At 60.9% G+C, this 18,205-nt stretch carries 16 protein-coding genes; 6 read left to right on the top strand and 10 right to left on the bottom strand.

Annotation, left to right across the window (positions count from 1 at the left end; genetic code table 11):
* Positions 1 to 7 precede the first annotated feature (7 nt).
* From algC to coaBC, 3 genes are all read right to left on the bottom strand, one after another.
* Positions 8 to 1,399, bottom strand: coding sequence for a phosphomannomutase/phosphoglucomutase (gene algC, locus EA797_RS21895; protein WP_208644466.1), 1,392 nt, complete (start codon positions 1,397 to 1,399; stop codon positions 8 to 10).
* 1,231 nt (positions 1,400 to 2,630) lie between these two features.
* A complete protein-coding gene (gene dut, locus EA797_RS16505; RefSeq protein WP_122167161.1) occupies positions 2,631 to 3,086 on the bottom strand; it encodes a dUTP diphosphatase in 456 nt (151 codons plus the stop codon).
* 5 nt (positions 3,087 to 3,091) lie between these two features.
* Complete coding sequence (coaBC, locus tag EA797_RS16500) at positions 3,092 to 4,300, bottom strand: bifunctional phosphopantothenoylcysteine decarboxylase/phosphopantothenate--cysteine ligase CoaBC (protein ID WP_122167159.1); 1,209 nt, start codon at positions 4,298 to 4,300, stop codon at positions 3,092 to 3,094.
* A gap of 120 nt (positions 4,301 to 4,420) precedes the next feature.
* Between coaBC and radC the strand changes: the two genes are divergently transcribed.
* Positions 4,421 to 5,095: a RadC family protein gene (radC, locus tag EA797_RS16495; protein ID WP_122167157.1), complete on the top strand. Its 675-nt coding sequence runs from the start codon at positions 4,421 to 4,423 to the stop codon at positions 5,093 to 5,095.
* Positions 5,096 to 5,097: 2 nt separating this feature from the next.
* Here the strand turns inward: radC and EA797_RS16490 are convergent, their stop codons facing one another.
* Both EA797_RS16490 and EA797_RS16485 read right to left on the bottom strand, forming a co-directional pair.
* Positions 5,098 to 6,441: a hypothetical protein gene (locus EA797_RS16490; protein WP_122167155.1), complete on the bottom strand. Its 1,344-nt coding sequence runs from the start codon at positions 6,439 to 6,441 to the stop codon at positions 5,098 to 5,100.
* Positions 6,442 to 6,888 (bottom strand): PaaI family thioesterase, encoded by a 447-nt coding sequence (locus tag EA797_RS16485; protein ID WP_122167153.1) that lies wholly within the window; start codon positions 6,886 to 6,888, stop codon positions 6,442 to 6,444.
* A gap of 138 nt (positions 6,889 to 7,026) precedes the next feature.
* On the opposite strand from EA797_RS16485, the gene EA797_RS16480 reads away from it, so the two are divergent.
* The 3 genes from EA797_RS16480 (at position 7,027) to EA797_RS16470 (ending at position 10,949) form a co-directional block, all read left to right on the top strand.
* Complete coding sequence (locus EA797_RS16480) at positions 7,027 to 8,550, top strand: 3-hydroxyacyl-CoA dehydrogenase (protein WP_122167151.1); 1,524 nt, start codon at positions 7,027 to 7,029, stop codon at positions 8,548 to 8,550.
* A gap of 194 nt (positions 8,551 to 8,744) precedes the next feature.
* Complete coding sequence (locus EA797_RS16475; protein ID WP_122167149.1) at positions 8,745 to 10,307, top strand: methyl-accepting chemotaxis protein; 1,563 nt, start codon at positions 8,745 to 8,747, stop codon at positions 10,305 to 10,307.
* Between the two features lie 117 nt (positions 10,308 to 10,424).
* Entirely contained in the window at positions 10,425 to 10,949 is a 525-nt protein-coding gene (locus tag EA797_RS16470) for an Mpo1 family 2-hydroxy fatty acid dioxygenase (RefSeq protein ID WP_122167147.1), read from the top strand.
* 1 nt (position 10,950) lies between these two features.
* Here EA797_RS16470 and EA797_RS16465 read toward each other — a convergent pair whose 3' ends face one another.
* The 4 genes from EA797_RS16465 to EA797_RS16450 all read right to left on the bottom strand — a co-directional run bounded on the left by EA797_RS16465 (position 10,951) and on the right by EA797_RS16450 (position 15,370).
* Positions 10,951 to 11,697, bottom strand: coding sequence for a hypothetical protein (locus EA797_RS16465; protein ID WP_122167146.1), 747 nt, complete (start codon positions 11,695 to 11,697; stop codon positions 10,951 to 10,953).
* 188 nt (positions 11,698 to 11,885) lie between these two features.
* The gene (locus EA797_RS16460) at positions 11,886 to 13,436 is read right to left on the bottom strand and encodes a phospholipase D family protein (RefSeq protein WP_122167388.1); all 1,551 of its coding nucleotides are present in this window, start codon (positions 13,434 to 13,436) and stop codon (positions 11,886 to 11,888) included.
* A gap of 60 nt (positions 13,437 to 13,496) precedes the next feature.
* Entirely contained in the window at positions 13,497 to 14,807 is a 1,311-nt protein-coding gene (locus tag EA797_RS16455; RefSeq protein ID WP_122167144.1) for an NAD(P)/FAD-dependent oxidoreductase, read from the bottom strand.
* Positions 14,808 to 14,881: 74 nt separating this feature from the next.
* Positions 14,882 to 15,370: an Lrp/AsnC ligand binding domain-containing protein gene (locus EA797_RS16450; RefSeq protein WP_021207170.1), complete on the bottom strand. Its 489-nt coding sequence runs from the start codon at positions 15,368 to 15,370 to the stop codon at positions 14,882 to 14,884.
* 147 nt (positions 15,371 to 15,517) lie between these two features.
* Here EA797_RS16450 and dadA point away from each other — a divergent pair, with 147 nt between their 5' ends.
* Entirely contained in the window at positions 15,518 to 16,819 is a 1,302-nt protein-coding gene (gene dadA, locus EA797_RS16445) for a D-amino acid dehydrogenase (RefSeq protein WP_122167142.1), read from the top strand.
* Positions 16,791 to 17,147, top strand: coding sequence for a RidA family protein (locus tag EA797_RS16440; protein WP_122167140.1), 357 nt, complete (start codon positions 16,791 to 16,793; stop codon positions 17,145 to 17,147). The genes dadA and EA797_RS16440 overlap by 29 nt, the downstream gene beginning before the upstream one ends.
* Before the next feature lie 111 nt (positions 17,148 to 17,258).
* Here the strand turns inward: EA797_RS16440 and EA797_RS16435 are convergent, their stop codons facing one another.
* The gene (locus EA797_RS16435; RefSeq protein WP_122167138.1) at positions 17,259 to 18,188 is read right to left on the bottom strand and encodes a hypothetical protein; all 930 of its coding nucleotides are present in this window, start codon (positions 18,186 to 18,188) and stop codon (positions 17,259 to 17,261) included.
* Positions 18,189 to 18,205: the final 17 nt, after the last annotated feature.

Below are 18,205 nucleotides of genomic sequence, written 5' to 3'. Positions count from 1 at the left end.
CCGCAAGTCAGAACGGCAGGGTGAGATCGGGCGCAACAGTATAAAGCTGCGCGCGGAAGACTTCCTGTATCCGCTTGAGCTCTTCCTCGGTCTCCGCTTCGAATCGCAATACCAGCACCGGCGTGGTGTTCGATGCGCGCACCAGACCCCAGCCTTTCGGATAATCGACCCGCACGCCGTCCAGGGTGGTGATGTTGGCTTCTCCCCAATGGGCGTCGCGGTGCAATGCTTCGATGATGGTGAACTTGCTTTCCTCGGTTACCTGAATGTTGATTTCCGGCGTCGAGATGTCATTGGGGAAAGCGGCAAATACTTGTTCGGCATTGCGCTTGTCCTGACTGAGAATTTCCAGCAGGCGAACGGCGCTATAGATGCCGTCGTCGAAGCCGTACCAACGTTCCTTGAAGAAGATGTGTCCACTCATCTCGCCTGCGAGCAGCGCACCGGTCTCTTTCATTTTTTTCTTGATCAGCGAGTGACCGGTTTTCCACATTACTGGGCGGCCACCATAGCCGCTGATCAAAGGCGTCAGGCGGCGGGTGCATTTGACATCGAAGATGATGTCGGCGCCCGGGTTGCGCGACACTACATCCTTGGCGAACAGCATCAGCAGGCGATCAGGGAAGACCACCGTGCCCGCGTTGGTTACCACGCCGACGCGGTCGCCATCGCCATCGAAGGCCAGGCCCAGGTCGGCGTTCTCGGACTTGACCTTGGCGATCAGGTCTTCAAGGTTCTCCAGCTTGCCCGGGTCCGGGTGATGGTTGGGGAAGTTGCCATCCACATCGCAGAACAGCGGGATGACCTTGCAGCCCAGTGCTTCGATCAGTTGCGGCGCGATCACGCCGGCTACGCCGTTCCCGCAATCGACCACCACCTTCAACGGCTTGGCCAGTGCGATGTCTTCGCGGATGCGCTTGAAGTAACTTTCCAGCACGTCGACCGGTTCAGCCTGGCCAACGCCCTCGGAAAGATCGCCGGTCTCGATGCGCTGGCGTAGCCTCTGTATCTGTTCGTTGGCAAGGGTGTCGCCCGCGATCACGATCTTGAAGCCGTTATAGTCAGGTGGATTGTGACTTCCGGTGAGCATCACGCCCGATTTGCCGGCCAGCACGTTCGCTGCATAGTAGAGCACCGGCGTAGGGACCATGCCGACGTCGCTCACGGTGCAGCCGCTGTCCACCAGGCCCTGGATCAGATGCTGAACCAGTTCAGGACCCGACAGGCGCCCGTCTCGGCCTACCGACACGTTCGGCTCGCCTTGAGCAATGCTCTCGGAGCCGACTGCGCGGCCAATCCAATAAGCAGTTTCGTTGGTCAGGGTATCGCCGACAACGCCACGGATGTCGTAGGCGCGAAAGATGCTCGCAGGCAATTGCGGGGCTTTGGGGGCGCTCATTGCGGTTTCTCGCTCCTTGGTGTCGAGGCCAAGCCAGTCCTGGTCCTCGTCGAGAATGTCGATGTCGAGAATATCGGTGTCCTGGAACAGGGGATCGACGTACTCGGTGGATGGTACTTGCCGGACCGCTGGCTGTGGTGCAGCCGCAGCTTTGGCCGGCGCCGTTACGGGCGCTCGCAGCGGCAGTCTGGCCAGACTCTTGGCCAGCGCATCAAGTGCTGGCAGGCTCAAGGTCGGTGTTTTGATGGTCTTGCCCGTGGAGAGTTCCTGCACCATGCGGCCCAAATGCATGACATCTTCGCGAAGTCGGCGCTGCTGGGCTCCGAGCACGGTCTGCAAACCTAGGCATAGACCTCCCAGTGCGGCCAGCGCAGCGGCGAGCATTAGCAGCGGAGACAATGTCGCGGTGCTTGCCGACGAATTCGGCACGAAGCTGAGTTTCCAGTTCGGATTGGCGGAGGGCAGCGCTACGGCCTCGCCGGGTGCTGTGGTCGCGCCTCGTTGCACGAGTGTCTGCGCAGGCGCATTGCTGAATTGTTGTACCAGGCGAAGCTGGCCGGCGTCGGCGGGGAGTGCGGGCAGTGTGGAGAGGAAGCGCTCCAGAGTGGTCACCAGCAATAGTGTGCCTTCGACCGGTTGCTGCGAATTCCGACGCAATGCCACGGCGCTATATAAAAGCCAGCGATCACCCACCTTGAACGCCTCGGGTGGCGGCGCAGTGCCGTTTTCTGCACGTTGTAGCAAGTCCAGAGCAGCAAAGTTCAATGGGCCTGGGCGGTCCGGGTTCTGTCGCGCCTGGCCGCGTGCACTGATATGCACGTCAACGACGCCGTCGCGGTAGCCCAGCTCACGCTCGGCAGCGCGCATCTGTCCAGGTTGCTCGCTGCGAAGGGCGTCCAGCAACTGTGGGTCCCGGGCGGCCGCCTGGGTGTCTTCAGCGAGCTGGCGCAAGGCTTGATCGACCGCTGAGGCCTGGCTCTGGCCCCATGCCTCGGCGAGTTCGGTTGCGTGCTGTTGTTGACTGGACTGGTAGGCGATCCCGAGCAGTACGCCGGCCGCGACAAGCCCCAGCAAGCCCGGAAGCAAGCCGGGCATCAGCATCTTGAGGCCATTGCTGCGACGGGCTGGTGTCGAGTGGGTGTCGGCGGGGTTGAGAACACCGTCGTCCTTGGCCGTGCGTTTGAAGAGTTTCATGGAGCTCCTCGATCATCCTGAAAAAACGAGATGTGCCTCAATGGCTACCTGAATGGCCGAAGCCGCCGGCGCCGCGCTCGCTGTTGTCGAACTCGCTGACCAGTTCGAACTGCGCCTGGATCACGGGAACCAGCATCAACTGCGCGATGCGCTCGCCTACAGCGATGGTGAAGCTGGTCTGGCCGCGGTTCCAGCAGGACACCATCAGCTCCCCTTGGTAGTCGGAATCGATCAAACCGACCAGATTGCCAAGCACGATTCCGTGCTTGTGGCCCAGGCCTGAGCGAGGAAGCACCAGCGCTGCCAGGCTTGGGTCGGCGATATGAATCGAAAGCCCGGTCGGGATCAGCAGCGTTTGGCCGGGTTCGAGCGTTGCGTCAGCTTGCAGCATTGCGCGCAGGTCGAGTCCAGCGGAGCCGCTGGTGGCGTAGTCGGGCAGAGGAAAGTCCTGGCCGAGGCGTGGGTCGAGAATCTTGGCTTGGAGCTTGTGCATGATGGTCAGGCCTGATGGTAACGGTCGGCGATGAAGGCGATCAGCTGGCGGGCGATATGGCCCTTGCTCGCCTGGCTGAAGCGGGTTTCGTGCTGCTGGCGGTCAATCACGGTGACAGCGTTTTCTTCGCTGTTGAAGCCAATGCTCGGGTTTGCCACATCGTTGGCCACGATCAGGTCGAGATTCTTGTCGCGCAGCTTGCGAGTGGCGTATTCCAGCAGGTTCTCCGTTTCGGCGGCGAAGCCGACACTGAACGGCCGATCTGCGCGTCCGGCCAGCGTGGCAAGAATGTCGGGATTGCGCACCATCTGCAAAAGTAGACCGTCATCGCTGCCGGGATCTTTCTTCAACTTGTGGGGCGCGACCACTTCCGGGCGGTAATCGGCAACGGCGGCAGCGGCGATAAACAAGTCGCAGGGCATTGCCGCTTCGCAGGCGGTGAGCATGTCGCGAGCGCTGACCACATCGATTCGATGAACCCTGTCGGGCGTTGGCAAGAACACAGGACCCGCTACCAGTGTCACCCGGGCGCCGGCTTCGGCTGCAGCTTCGGCGAGTGCAAAGCCCATCTTTCCCGAACTGTGGTTGGTGATATAGCGGACCGGGTCGATGTTTTCCTGAGTGGGGCCGGCGGTTATCAACAGATGTTTGCCGGTCAGCAGGCTGCGCTCGAAGCAATCGGCAGCAGCTTGAGCCAGATCGTCTGCCTCCAGCATTCTGCCCATACCGACATCACCGCATGCCTGGCTGCCAGAGGCTGGGCCGAACATGCGGATGCCTCGTTGTTGCAGGAGCGCACGGTTGGCCTGAGTGGCGGGGTCGGCCCACATGGCCTGATTCATCGCCGGCGCCAGCGCGACCGGCGCATTGGTCGCCAGGACCAGGGTCGTGAGCAGGTCATTGGCGACGCCCTGAGCCAGGCGTGCCATGAGATCGGCAGTAGCAGGGGCGATCACGACGAGGTCGGCCCAGCGAGCCAATTCAATATGACCCATCGCAGCTTCGGCCGCCGGGTCGAGCAGATCCAGGTGGACGGGATGCCCGGACAGTGCCTGGAGCGTCAGTGGCGTGATGAATTCGCGACCGCCGCTGGTCATGACCACACGAACCTCGGCTCCCTGGTCACGGAGCCGACGCACCAGCTCGGCACTCTTGTAAGCGGCGATGCCGCCGCCGACGCCCAGGACGATGCGTTTACGATAGAGCCGCTGCATAGGCCTGCCTTGTAACGAGGTGAGAACTGGTTCCGGCCGTAGCCGGTGACCCTGGACAAAAGGCCGCTAAGATAGCACAGGGCCCACAGGGAAATAGGGCACGCTCAACAAGGAGAGAGCATGAGCATTCGTGACTGGCCGGCGGCAGAACGACCGCGGGAAAAGCTTTTGGAACAAGGTGCGGCGGCGCTGTCTGACGCTGAGTTGCTGGCGATTTTTCTGCGCACCGGGGTGACAGGCAAGAGCGCGGTGGACCTGGCTCGGCTTCTTCTCAGTGAATTCGGCAGCTTGCGCGCGCTGCTGGAAAGCGACCTGGCGCAATTCAGCAGTCATCTGGGGTTGGGGCCGGCGAAGTTCGCCCAGCTCCAGGCGGTATTGGAAATGGCGCGACGACATCTCGCCGAGCGCATTCGCCGTGATTCCGCGTTGGAAAGCCCCCAGGCGGTGCGTGACTACCTAAAGGCCCGCTTGCGACATGAGCCGCACGAACTCTTTGCCTGCCTGTTCCTTGATTCCAGGCATCGGGTACTCGCATTCGAGGTGCTCTTCCACGGGACTATCGACGGCGCCAGCGTGTATCCGCGCCAGGTGGTCAAGCGCGCGCTGGCACAGAACGCTGCAGCCGTCATCCTCACGCATAATCATCCGTCCGGTGTGGCTGAGCCGAGCCAGGCGGATCGGCAGCTGACCCGCAAACTCAGCGATGCCCTGGCGCTTATAGACGTGCGGGTACTCGATCATTTCATCGTCGGCGATGGTGAGCCACTGTCGATGGCCGAATATGGCTGGATGTGAGGCTACGCCAGCAGTGGTATGAGCAGCAGTGGCAGCAGTACGCTGAGTACAAAGCGGCCGTTCCAGCCTACCGCAATCCGCCACGGCGACAACTGCGCATGGCGCGCCAGTAATAATGCAGACGGTCCATAGGGCGACAGCAGCATCGCCAGGGAAAACCCGAACAGAAGGGCCACGGCGGGCTGCATCACCTCCAGACCCTGGCTCGCCAGCTGCGCGAGCAAAGCGGCACAGAGATTGAGAGATATCAACGGTGCGACGCCCAGCAGTGCCAGGCCCATTACAGCAAGTGCGCCAAAGGTCCCCAGGCAAAACAGCACAAGCGGCGTACTGCCCAGATGTTCGGCCAGGTGATGCACCGGCAGTATCGCTGAGACCAACCCGGCGAGCAGGGCCGAGCTGGCGAAGATGAATGTCTCGTTGCGCATGCCGATGAGTGTTTCGCTGACCTCTCGAAATACCTGCGGTGGCGCATTGCGCTGCCAGAGCAGGATCACGATCACGGCGAGGGGCACCAGGAGCATGGCAGCCTGAGTCGCCGACAGCCAAGTGAGTGCCGCCAGCAGGGCGATCAACCCGATTCCGATCAGGCTTCCGAGAAAGAGCCCTCGCAGGCTTTCAGCCGGGGGATGCGGATCCGGGCCCCCCTCGCCAGGTGGATGATCGAGCAGCTGCTGCAGACGGCGGTTCTCGGTAGCCCAGCCGAACAGCAGCAAAACGCAGCCGCCAAGCAAGCCGAATGGCAGCAGCGCACTCCAGCTCAGGCCAGGTAATTCACGCGTCAGGATGGCTACCGCAACGCTCGTGGGTGCCAACAGGGGCACCAGTGCAAAGCCGCGCAATGCCGTGACCATAACGCCGCGACGCCCCTCGCGCCGTTGAGTCTCGTTGTAAGGGCGACCTTCGATGTGACGTTCCAGCGAGCCGCAGATCAGGTTGAGCATGCCGAAACTAAGCACCGAGCTGATCGCGAAGGTACTCATCAGGTAGCCGGGATAGAGCCATGTCCGTGGGCCGGCGAGCAGCAGACGATGCAGCTCGCTGAGCTGGTGCAGGCGCTTGACCAAGCAGTGCATCAGGCCGAGTGCGCCGATGAAGGCGGCGTAATAGGCCGCGGACGACAGCATGCGCGAGGCCTGTTGCCAGTTCGCCTCCCCAGACAATAGCCAGTACCCAAGGAGCGCCAGGGTGATTACGCCGAGTCGTCGTGGATAGGGCATCAGCGAGCGCCAATGCCAGATGAAAAAGATGCACAGCAGGGCGCCGCTGATGACACTCAGTGGCTGGACTCGGGTGATGAGCGCCAATAGCTCGAACAGCAGAGCCAGCGGCAATAATGCAGTCATTTAAGCGGGCAGTTCACGGCGCAGGGCACCACGTTTGAAAACGCCTTCGCCGAACGCGATCAATCGGTCCTTTTCATCCAGCAGATCACAGCTGGCCATGAACACCTTGTGGCCGGACGAACGGCATCGGGCGACTGCCCTGACGCGGCTGCCCGCCACGGCGGCTTTGCTGAAGTTGATGTTCATCGACAGGGTAGTGGCTACGCGCCGTTCAGCCGGGTCGGGCTCCCAGGTGCCGCACAGCCCCATGGCGACATCCATCAAGGTTGCCATGACCCCGCCGTGCATGTTGCTGGCGTTGTTCAGATGCCGGGGTAACAGCTCCAGGGCGAGCGTGGCGTGCTCGGACCCGTAGGCTGTCAGCTCGCAGCCGATATCTTGAAAGAAGCCGGTGACGGAGGCATGGACCTGCTGCAGTTGCGCGGACGAATAGTCTGGGGTGGGCATGGCGGTCGGTCGCGGATGGCTTGCTAAGGAGACTGGCAGTCTTTAGGCTCTTGGTCAATGTAGGTGGAATGCTATTTCGCACTGCGAAATGAAGAATAAGACCAATACCGTCGCAACGCCATCATTGAGGAGGTTCCTATGTTTTCCCGTATCGGCATCATTGGCGCTGGCGCCATGGGGCGTGGCATCGCTCAGTTGTTCGCCAGCGCCGGACAGCAGGTCTGGCTTTACGACAGCCGACCGGAAGCCATCGAACAAGCCCTCCAATTCAATCGTCAGTTGCTAGAGCGCAGCGTGGCCAAAGGCCGTTTGAGTTCAGCTGAGCTGGCGGCAACACTGGAGCGGATGCAGCCTGCCCACGAGCTGGCAGATCTGTCCGGTTGCGACTTGCTGATTGAAGCGATCGTCGAAAACCTCGAGGCCAAGCAAAGCCTGTTCGTCGAGTTGGAGGGTTTGATCGCCTCAGATGCCGTCCTCGCGACCAACACCTCATCGCTATCGGTCACCCGTATCGCCAGCGCCTGTGCTCACCCGGAGCGGGTGGCTGGCTTCCACTTCTTTAACCCCGTGACGTTGATGAAGCTCGTCGAAGTAGTGCGGGGCGAGCGTACGGATCCCGCGGTGATCGAGCGGCTGGTGCAGCTGGCCGAGCATGCTGGGCACTTCCCGGCCATTACGCCGGATACCCCCGGTTTTCTGGTCAACCATGCTGGTCGCGCCTATGGCACCGAGGCGCAGCGAATTCTCAGCGAGGGCATCGCCACGCCGGAGCAGATCGATCGCATCCTGCGCGATGGTCCCGGATTTCGGATGGGGCCTTTCGAGCTGTTCGATCTGACTGGATTGGACATTTCCCATGCGGTGATGGAGTCGGTGCATGACCAGTTCTATTACGATCCGCGCTACACGCCGTCGTACCTTGCCGCGCAGCGGGTTGCAGCAGGGTTGCTCGGACGCAAGACCGGACAGGGCTTCTACCGTTACGAAGACGGCCAGCAGATCCGCTCGCCAGAGTCCCGTTTCGAGCCTGTGACTATCGATCGGCCGTTCTGGCTCGATAGCCTCGATCCAGCACTACGCGCCGTAGTCGGTTCGGTACTGCGGCAAGCGGGTGCCGAGCTTGAAGAGGGTGCTGAGCCCTCGCAGAAGGCGATCTGCCTGATCACGCCGCTGGGCGAAGACGCCAGCAATTGCATCGAGCGCCTGGGGCTGCCGGCGGTCCGCACCATCGCTTTCGATACGTTCAGTGATCTCGATAAGCGCCGGGTGCTGATGCGCCAGCCCGCACTCGATCCAGCCCTGGAAGCCCAGGCGCGACAGGCGCTGGGCGCCGACGGTGTGCCGGTTGAGGTGATCAATGATTCCCCAGGTTTTGTAAGCCAGCGCATTGTGGCCAGCATCGTGAATCTGGGTTGCGAGATCGCCCAAAAGGGCATTGCCTCGCCAGAGACGATTGATCGGGCCGTCACGGTTGCTCTGGGATATCCGAAAGGGCCGCTGGGCTTTGCCGAACACTACAACCCGGTGCGTATTCTCGCCATTCTGGAGGGGATGCAAACCTGCTATGGCCATGAGCCGCGTTATCGTCCAAGCCCCTGGCTGCGTCGCCGCGTCCAGCTCGGGCTAGCGTTGACCGCACCGGATGCGCCCAGCCCGATGTGATTGCTGATAGTGGAGGAGCGCGCTTAAGGTTCATTCTCTCCGGCCGCTAACCCGGTAAACCCGGCTTGCCGGGGGTAGCGGCACCTTCGCGGCCTTTTTTCATTCGTGCAGGCCGATTGCCACTAAGGAACAATGTCAATTGTTGGCAGAGGTGCTACAACACCTTATTCCCGGATGAAAACAAGAGGCCACCCATGCGCCCAGCCTTCCGCCCCAAGGCTTTTTTGCTGCACGCTGCTGCCCTGCTCGGCTTGCTCTTCTTGATCCACTGGATTGAGCTGCCCCTCCTCCCCACGGCGGCCTCTGTTTTGTTACTGGGGCTGTGTCCCTGGTTCGGGCCTTGGCGCATCGCGGGCGAGCCTTCCACGGCAGCCGAGACGGACGTGCTGAGTTCTGCCGCGCTAAGCAAGAGCCTGTCGCGGCACACCTGCCACAACGCCTTATCTGCTGCGCAGGTGTCATACAGTGCCGAGCAGCTGGCCACTCGTTTGCAATCGCAATTGGTGGCAGTCAGCGAGATTGCGTCCGGTGCCGAAGCGATGACCGCCACCGAACAGGACAGTGCAGCCCGTGCCCGCCAGGCGCTTGAGGCGGCCGAAACCGTGCGGCGCAGCAGTGATAGCGGGCGAACGGAGCTGCAACATGCAATCGAACGTATGCAACGGCTCAGTGCGCAGACCGAAGCTAGCCGTGAGCTACTCGACGGCTTGTCCGCCCGTACCGAGGAGATCCGGCAGATCACCGATGTGATTCAGTCCATAGCCAGCCAGACCAATCTGCTGGCGCTCAACGCGGCGATCGAAGCCGCCCGTGCTGGTGAGGCTGGACGGGGATTTGCGGTCGTGGCGGAAGAAGTGCGCAATCTCGCCGGGCGCACCTCATCGGCTACCGAAGAAGTGGGGCGGATGGTCAGTGACATTCGCGAGCAGAGCACTGCGGTGGTCAGCCATATCCAGAAGCAGGCCAGCGAACTCGATGAAGCGGCGGCTCAGATCGCTGGCACTGGAGTCCAGCTCAGCGATATCGCCGATCTGGCCGGGAATGTCGAAACCCAGGTAGCGGAAATAGCCGCAGGCACTGCGGACAACCATGAGCGACTCACGCAGCTGTTCGTCGCCGTCGAGCAGTTGCGCGCAGACGCACTGGAGAGCGAGAACCAGACCCGTCAGCTGGAGCAGGCGGCAGAAAAACTCGTTGGCCAGGCAGAGACGGTCAGTGAGCAGCTCGCCGAGGTGCAACTCGATGCCTACCATCAGGAGGTGTTCGATCTGGCCCGCGAAGGCGCTGCGGCGATTGGCGCTCGTTTCGAAGCGGACCTGCAGGCCGGACGGCTGACGCTCGACGATCTTTTCGACCGTAACTACAAGCCTCAGCCTGGAACCAATCCGCCCCGTTACTCTACCCGTTTCGATCGATACGCTGACGAGGTGCTGCCGGGGATTCAGGAGCCCTTGCTCGAGCGTAGTGGCGCGGTTGTTTATGCCATCGCCACCACGCCCGATGGTTATGTCCCAACTCATAACCGCGCCTTCAGCCAACCACTGACTGGTGATCCTGAGGTCGACAAGGTCAAGAGTCGAAGCAAGCGCCTGTTCAATGACCGCACCGGCGCGCGCTGCGGCAGCCATGAGCGCAAGGTCCTGCTGCAGACCTATAGCCGTGACACCGGCGAGCTGATGCATGACCTGTCGGTGCCGATCATGGTCAGCGGGCGTCATTGGGGGGGCTTACGATTGGGCTATCGACCTGAACCGTAGCAAGCAGGCGCATTGGCACAAGCGCCATCTCCTTTGGCACTGAACCACCTCCCACCGTCGCGCAGTAACGCCTCTGGCTGGCTAAGCTTGCCAGTCAGGCTACATGGAGCTCGCCCAATGAAAACCCTCACCGACCATCTGTCAAAGTACGCCGCTTATCACCGGGATCCACGCAATCTACTCAGTCACTTCATCGGCATTCCGATGATCGTGCTAGCCGTGGCGGTGCTGCTTTCACGGCCTGGCATCGAAGTCATGGGGCTGTGGCTCAGTCCGGTTGCGCTGGTGGCCTTGGCATCGACGCTGTTCTACCTGCGGCTGGACGCGCGCTTCGGTGTGCTCATGGGGGGCGTGCTGGCGATCAGCGTCTGGGTTGGGGCGACGCTTGCGCAGCAGTCGACGACGGTCTGGCTGAGCACAGGCCTAGCCTTGTTCGTGGTCGGATGGATCATTCAGTTCGTCGGGCACTATTACGAAGGCCGAAAGCCAGCATTCGTCGATGACCTGACCGGGCTGATCATCGGGCCGCTGTTCGTCGCCGCTGAGTTGGGCTTCATGCTCGGCTGTCGCGAGCCGCTACGAGAAGCCATCGAGGCTCGAGTCGGCCCGGTGCAACTGAGGCAGCGCCCGGTCGATGCCTGAGTCAGCGGGCGAGTGCCATCCATTGATCGCTAAGACTGCGCGCGTGGCGATCGACCATGATCGGAGCGAAGGGGCGACCTGAGGCAGTGTTGAAACTGTTGTTGCCGCTATTCATGTCTTCCAGCGCAACCTTGAGAAAATCCCAGCGAGTTTTCAGTTTGGCGATCGCGGGATTCGCTTTGCCGTCCAACTGGGCCAGCTGGGCTTCGATCGACGGCACAAGGCGGCGCTCGTCCTGCCCGAGATAGGTGTCCGGCTGTTCCCTCGCGGTTTCGAACGAGCCCACATAAGCGCGGCTCAAGTACTGAACAGTGAGGTACTCCACCTTGGCCGGCAGTTCGGCGCTGACATCGGCACCTTGCTGACTGCGCGCCGCGGTCAGGAAGTCGCGCAGTGCCTTGCTCATCTGGAGGGGCCAGCCCCAAGGCACGTCGCTCTCGCTGTAGCCAAACCCGGCTCCTTCCCTGAGGATGGCTTGCAGGGCCTGATGGAGTCCGCGAAGTTCGGCGTTCGCCCCGGCAAAGCCGTTCACCGTATCGGCCAGGGTTTGAAGGTCGCTTTCCATTCGCGCCAGGTGTGCTTTTTGAAAGCCTTCGCCACGGTAAAGCAGCAGGCTGCTGGTCGCGCGGTTTGCATGGATCTGCATGCTTTCAAGAGGCGTGAAGGTTTGCGCTTGAGCAGAATTGAGCAGCGCCGGAAACCAGCCTGCCAGGAAAATCACCGTCCATAGCCATTTGCGATAAGCCATTGTTGCGCTCCCTTTTTATTTTTATAGAAGCAAGTGTCGCAGGTCTGCCCGGCTAGGCACCCGCTCGGTAGCCTAGCCAAGGGATGGCACGCTGGTATCACACCAAAGAATGAAATCGTGAAACTCGGCAGCTCGAGCAGTAGGAATGGCTGAAATGACACGAAACGCGATGGATTTGCCGATGTCGCTTAGAGCAATCGTTCCAGCCCGATGATGCGGCTGAACCAGGCGTTGAAGCGGCGCCAGGCGCCGCCAGGCTCATGGAGCAGAACCTTGCGCTGACCATGGTCTTCGGCCAGCCAGATCAGCCGCTCCTTGCCATCGCGCTCCACAAGCCGCACCTCATAGCTGATAGCCGGAGACGTACCTTCCTGGACGAGTTCGTACACGTCGCTGGCCAGAGCCTCGCTGTCAATGAGAATACCTACTTCGGTATTCCACAATATCGAGCGTGGATCGAAATTCAGCGAGCCGAGAAAGACTTCCTGCTGATCGAATACCGCCGCCTTGCTATGCAGGCTGGATTCGGAGTCCCCGCTGATGCTGTACCTGGACTCCTGATCCGGCTGCCGTCGCAATTCGAAAAGTCTTACGCCTGCCTTGAGCAGGTCGGCTCGATAGGGTGCGTAGCCGCCATGCACCGCAGGTACGTCCGTTGCCTCGAGCGCATTGGTAAGAACCTGCACTGAAACGCCATTGCCGGCATGTTCTGCAAGGTACTCGACCCCTTGTTCGGTAGGTACGAAATAGGCAGATATCAGCGTCATCGAATGACGCACACGATCCATGCTTGGCTGCAGCTGGGTCGTGAGCAGTAGCTTTTCGTCCGGTACTCCTGGCGCTTCGATCTTGTCCGGGTGGTCCCAGAGGGCCTGGGCAGGAGCCCAAATCAGATCGTCCATCCACCGGGTGAGTAGCGGCTCTTGCAGATTTCCCATCAGGTGCTGATAGCGACGATTGTCCTCCAGCCTTTCGGCCTCGAGGTAGCGCCTTATATCGTCGCGTGCCTGCATCAGATCGGCCTCGCTGGGCGGTCTGCGCAGAAATTGCTGGATCGGCACGCTCAACTGATGATTCCAGTACTGATCGAAACTCACCGCCAACTGTTCGGCGACCGGGCCGGCTGCGAGCAGGTCGATGTCGGTAAAGTTGAAGGCCTGATCGGCGTCGAAATACTCGTCGCCCAGATTGCGGCCGCCGACGATGGCCAGGCTGCTATCGGCCAGCATCAGCTTGTTGTGCATGCGTCTGTGTTGCTGGGACAGATGAAGCAGGCGTCCCAGCGAGCGCGTCACAACATTGCTGCGGCCCAGATGCAGCGGATTGAATACGCGAATCAGCACGTTCGGGTGCGCAGCCAGCGTGGCGATCTGGTAGTCGCTGCCATCGCTGGTCATGTCGTCTAGCAGCAGCCTGACCCGCACGCCGCGATCGGCAGCATGGAGCACCTCATCGACGAGCGCACGGGTGCTGAGTCCGTCATGGACGATGTAGTACTGCACATCGAGGCTTGTACTGGCCTGGCGAATCATCTGCATGCGCGCAGTGAAAGCGTCCTCGCTTTCAGCGAGCAGGCGAAAGCCGGACGTTCCCGCCTGCTGTCGGGCAGCCAGTGCGTCTACCCGTTGAGCCAGTGCAGAGCTGCGGTCCGGCAGAGCATAAGATTGCGGGGCGGGGGTAACCTGACCGGCGCAGCCAGCCAGGAGAAGCACTGCCACAAGTAGCAGACGCATGCGCAGGGTCACTCCTGTCGATTGTTCTCTTCCTCGGCAGATTGGACGTCAGCGCAACGGTGAAATTCAGAACTGATCCTTCAGCCTGTGCCAGAGCATGCCCAGGGCGAGCAGCGGTGAACGCAAGCGCTGACCGCCGGGAAACGTCGGGTGCGGCACACGCGCGAACAGATCGAACCTGCCATCGACCTGCCCCGATATGGCCTCGGCCAGGAGCCGGCCGGCGAGATGCGTGGCATTCAGGCCATGTCCGGCATACGCCTGGGCGTAGAAGACGTTGGCATGGTCTGGTAACCGCCCTATCTGAGGCAGGCGATTGGCGCCGATACCGATCATACCGCCCCACTGAAAGTCGATTTGGCTGCCTTCCAGCTGAGGAAAAACCTCGAGCATCTTAGGCCGCATGTAGCCTGCAATGTCCTTTGGATCCCGTCCGGAATAATGGCAGGCGCCTCCGAACAACAGTCGCCCATCAGCTGACAGCCGGAAGTAGTCCAGCGCCACCCGCTGATCGCAGACCGCCATGTTCTGCGGTAACAACTCATTCGCGACAGTCATGGGCAACGGTTCGGTGGCGATGATGTAGCTCCCGGCCGGCAGCACTTTTCCCGACAGCGATTTATGCAGCGCTCCCAGATAAGCGTTGCAGGCAAGCACCAGTTGGCCAGCGCGCACGCTGCCTTGCGCCGTGTGCACCTGTACCTGCGAGCCGTACTCGATGCGCTCCACCGCCGATTGCTCGAACAATCGCACCCCAAGCGACTGTGCGGCGGCGGCTTCGCCGAGCGCCAGGTTGAGCGGGTGCAGATGCCCTGAGCCCATGTCGATCAAGCCGCCCACGTAGCGATCCGAGCCAATGACCTCGTGCATGTCCTCTTTCGCCACGCGTTTAAGTGGATGCGGATAGCCGAGGCGCTTCAAGTCTGCGTAGTCCGCCTCGAAGCCATCTAGATGCCGCTGCTTGGTCGCCAGGTCGCAATAACCCCAGGTCAGATCGCATTCGATGGCATAACGCTCGATGCGCTGGCGAACGATGTCTACCGCTTCGAAGCCCATGCGCTTGAGGTTGTCTACGCCATCGTCACCCAGCACGGGTTGGAACTGCTCGACGTCATGTCCGACGCCGCGGATCAGCTGCCCCCCATTCCGGCCGCTGGCGCCCCAGCCGATGCGGTGGGCTTCCAGCAGCACGACTGACAAGCCGCGCTCAGCCAGCTCGATGGCGGTGTTCAGCCCGCTGAAGCCTCCGCCGACAATGCAGACATCGGCCTGTTGCTCGCCTTGCAGAGGGGCGAATGCAAGTGTTCGGTTGGCACTGGCAGCGTAATAGGACGGAGCGTGGTTCTGAGCGTGAGCGGCCGATTGCCGGGTAGTCATAGTCAAGCCTTGAACGATTTGCCTGGCCGAAGGGTAGACCGCAGAGGGCGGGCGGCGCAAAAGCGCATCGCCGATCAGTCCGGTACTGGCAGCTCCAGCGACTCCTTGACCTCCTCCATGACGATGTAACTCTTCGATTCGCGGACGTGCGGCAGTTTGAGCAGGATGTCGCCTAACAGTTTGCGGTAGGAGGCCATCTCTGAAATCCGCGCCTTGATCAGGTAGTCGAAATCACCCGAGACGAGATGGCATTCCAGCACGTGCGGCAGCTTGAGCACGGCCCGACGAAACTCCTCGAAAATATCGCCGGACTTGTAAGCCAGGCTGATTTCGACGAACACCAGCAGCCCGCCCTTGAGGTGTTGTGGGTTCAACCGCGCCGTGTAGCCCATGATGATGCCTTCGCGCTCCAGCCGCCGGACTCGCTCGGTGCAAGGCGTAGTGGACAGGCCGATGCGCTCGCCGAGTTCGGTGAAGGGCATTCGGCCCTCCGCTTGCAGGAGACGAAGAATCTGGCGGTCGATCTTGTCCAGTTCACGACGAGTCTGATGCTTGGTACGCATAGGCGTATCGCCTCCATGAAAGTGTCTTTCAGCGTTAATAAATCGCAAAGATAGTGCTTTATATAGAGAAAAACACTGCTCGACGCTTTTTATACTGCCCATTAACAGTGGCTCTGGAATACCCGCAACGGCGGGTGGGAGGCGGCGATGCGTGTTCTGGTGATGGGTAGCGGCGTGATCGGTACCACCAGTGCCTATTATCTGGCTCGGGCCGGTTTCGAGGTGGTGGTCGTCGACCGTCAGCCTGCCGCGGCCATGGAGACCAGCTTCGCCAATGCTGGGCAGGTGTCACCGGGCTACGCCTCGCCTTGGGCGGCCCCTGGCGTGCCCCTGAAAGCCATGAAATGGTTGATGCAGCGCCATGCGCCGCTCGCCATCAAACTCACTGGCGACATCCAGCAATACCTCTGGATGGCACAGATGCTGCGCAATTGCACGGCGGCGCGGTATGCCGTCAACAAGGAACGGATGGTGCGGTTGTCTGAATACAGCCGAGACTGCCTCGACGAATTGCGCAACGAAACCGGAATCGACTACGAAGGTCGTCAATGCGGCACTACGCAGCTGTTCCGCACCCAGGCGCAGCTGGACAACGCGGCCAAGGACATCGCTGTCCTTGAAGCCTCAGGCGTGCCTTATGAATTGCTCGACCGCGCCGGGATCGCTCGTGCCGAACCCGCGCTTGGACAGGTTTCGGACAAGCTCAGCGGCGCGCTGCGGTTGCCCAACGACCAGACCGGGGATTGCCAGATGTTCACCACCAGGCTCGCCGAAATGTCGCGCTCGTTAGGTGTGGAGTTCCGTTTCAATCAGGATATTCAGCGACTGGAGTATTCGGGTAACCGGCTCAATGGTGTGTGGATCGATGGAAAACTCGAAAAGGCCGATCGCTACGTGCTCGCGCTGGGCAGTTACAGCCCGCAAATGCTCAAGCCGCTCGGTATCCATGCTCCTGTTTACCCGCTCAAGGGCTATTCGCTGACCGTGCCGATCAGCAACCCATCTATGGCCCCTGTTTCCACTGTGCTTGACGAGACCTACAAGGTCGCCATCACCCGTTTCGACCAACGCATCCGGGTTGGTGGCATGGCCGAGATTGCCGGGCACGATCTGTCACTCAATCCGCGGCGTCGCGAGACACTGGCCATGGTGGTTGGCGATCTTTTTCCTGAAGGTGGTGATCCAGTTAGCGCCGAACTCTGGACCGGCCTTCGCCCGGCCACGCCGGACGGCACGCCGATCATTGGCGGCACGGCCTATCGCAACCTGTATCTGAACACCGGGCACGGTACTCTGGGCTGGACCATGGCCTGCGGCTCTGGTCGTCTGCTCGCCGATCTGCTGGCGAAAAAGCGCACCCAGATCAGCACCGATGGTCTCGACATATCCCGCTATGGAAAAAACAAGGAATCGCAAAAGCATGTCCATACAGCGCCTGCACACCAATGAACGCATGAGCCAAATCGTCATTCACCGTGGCACGGTCTATCTCGCTGGACAGGTGGGTGATGACATGAGTGCCGGTATCGAGCAACAAACCCGTGAGACCCTCGACAATATCGAGCGGCTGCTCGGTGAGGCTGGAACCGACAAGCAACACATCCTCTCGGTGACCATTTATCTCAAGGATATCGATGCAGATTTTGCCGGCATGAATGCTGTTTGGGATCAGTGGCTGCCTCAGGGCGTCGCTCCAGCTCGCGCTACGGTGGAGGCCAAGCTCTGCGAGCCGGAAATCCTCGTCGAATTGTCCGTTGTCGCTGCGCTTCCAGACTGATTGAGCGCCGAGGGTGGCGCAGTCTGTAGTTCCGCATGCAGGTGGCACATCTGCGAAGCCACAGAAGCAAAAAAGCCCGGCACGCGCCGGGCTTTTTGTTGTGCGCAACGTTTAACGTTGGGTCACGTCCGCCATGTTGCCGTTACCGCTCTGGGTGATGAATGCATAATCACCCATGCTGCTCTGGAGCAGTACTGCACTGTTATCCATCCCGGCCTGGCTTATGACTGCGTCGTTCTGAGCCCCCGATTGGGTGACATCCAGCAGGTTGTCATTGCCGTCCTGGTAGCTCTGCGCATAGTTGTCTCTGCCGGCTTGCACGAACTCCGCGCTGTTGTCCTGTCCGAACTGCACGATCTCGGCCTCGGCCAGGTCGCCCGTTTGAGTGAGCGTTACGTCGTTGTTGACGCCATCCTGCTGAACGAATGCACCTTGGTCTCTACCGGTCTGGCTGACGGTGGCAGAGTTCATGTCGCCGCTCTGGATCACGTCGAGGGTGCCGCGTGTGCCGTACTGACCGCTGCGAACGTAGTTATCAGTGCCGGTCTGTTCAACGAAGGCGCTTTGGAAGTTGCCGCCCTGGGCCAGCATGGCCCGGTTTGAGTTACCGCTCTGGAACAGGTCCGAGAAATGGTTGCCGCCGCCACCTTGCACGACCCGTGCTTCGTTCAAATCGCCGCGCTGCTCAATTGATGATTCGTTATTGCGAGATGCTTGCAGCACGACGTCCACGACGTTCAGGTTGCCGATCTGGTTGACGACTGAGCTTGAGTTGATGCCGCGCTGATTGGTTGTTGCCTCGTTGCCTTCGCCAGACTGGAAGATGGCAGTGGTGTTTTTGGTTCCGGTCTGGTCGACCAGCGCTGTATTGCCCTGCGCACCCTGTTGGGTGACCTCAGCGTTATGCGACGCGCCAGACTGGTTGACGGTGGCGTCCTGATAGGAGCCGGTTTGCAGAATCGTGGTTTCGCTGCCAGCAGCCATTGCGCTTGTCGCAGCGGCAGATATCAACAGTGCGAGAATCGTCTTTTTGTTCAGCATTTGAAGCTCCGTTCGGA

Origin of the sequence: Stutzerimonas zhaodongensis (assembly GCF_003696365.1) — a bacterium.
GTDB classification, from domain to species: Bacteria; Pseudomonadota; Gammaproteobacteria; order Pseudomonadales; family Pseudomonadaceae; genus Stutzerimonas; species Stutzerimonas zhaodongensis.
Note: the sequence above shows the minus strand (reverse complement) of the source record. Positions and strands in the feature narration are given on the sequence as shown.

What these genes read in the sequence shown, in the direction of transcription:
- algC (WP_208644466.1), bottom strand. Translation starts at nt 1,399, where the DNA reads ATGAGCGCCCCCAAAGCCCCGCAATTGCCTGCGAGCATCTTTCGCGCC.
- dut (WP_122167161.1), bottom strand. Translation starts at nt 3,086, where the DNA reads ATGCACAAGCTCCAAGCCAAGATTCTCGACCCACGCCTCGGCCAGGAC.
- coaBC (WP_122167159.1), bottom strand. Translation starts at nt 4,300, where the DNA reads ATGCAGCGGCTCTATCGTAAACGCATCGTCCTGGGCGTCGGCGGCGGC.
- radC (WP_122167157.1), top strand. Translation starts at nt 4,421, where the DNA reads ATGAGCATTCGTGACTGGCCGGCGGCAGAACGACCGCGGGAAAAGCTT.
- EA797_RS16490 (WP_122167155.1), bottom strand. Translation starts at nt 6,441, where the DNA reads ATGACTGCATTATTGCCGCTGGCTCTGCTGTTCGAGCTATTGGCGCTC.
- EA797_RS16485 (WP_122167153.1), bottom strand. Translation starts at nt 6,888, where the DNA reads ATGCCCACCCCAGACTATTCGTCCGCGCAACTGCAGCAGGTCCATGCC.
- EA797_RS16480 (WP_122167151.1), top strand. Translation starts at nt 7,027, where the DNA reads ATGTTTTCCCGTATCGGCATCATTGGCGCTGGCGCCATGGGGCGTGGC.
- EA797_RS16475 (WP_122167149.1), top strand. Translation starts at nt 8,745, where the DNA reads ATGCGCCCAGCCTTCCGCCCCAAGGCTTTTTTGCTGCACGCTGCTGCC.
- EA797_RS16470 (WP_122167147.1), top strand. Translation starts at nt 10,425, where the DNA reads ATGAAAACCCTCACCGACCATCTGTCAAAGTACGCCGCTTATCACCGG.
- EA797_RS16465 (WP_122167146.1), bottom strand. Translation starts at nt 11,697, where the DNA reads ATGGCTTATCGCAAATGGCTATGGACGGTGATTTTCCTGGCAGGCTGG.
- EA797_RS16455 (WP_122167144.1), bottom strand. Translation starts at nt 14,807, where the DNA reads ATGACTACCCGGCAATCGGCCGCTCACGCTCAGAACCACGCTCCGTCC.
- EA797_RS16450 (WP_021207170.1), bottom strand. Translation starts at nt 15,370, where the DNA reads ATGCGTACCAAGCATCAGACTCGTCGTGAACTGGACAAGATCGACCGC.
- dadA (WP_122167142.1), top strand. Translation starts at nt 15,518, where the DNA reads ATGCGTGTTCTGGTGATGGGTAGCGGCGTGATCGGTACCACCAGTGCC.
- EA797_RS16440 (WP_122167140.1), top strand. Translation starts at nt 16,791, where the DNA reads ATGTCCATACAGCGCCTGCACACCAATGAACGCATGAGCCAAATCGTC.
- EA797_RS16435 (WP_122167138.1), bottom strand. Translation starts at nt 18,188, where the DNA reads ATGCTGAACAAAAAGACGATTCTCGCACTGTTGATATCTGCCGCTGCG.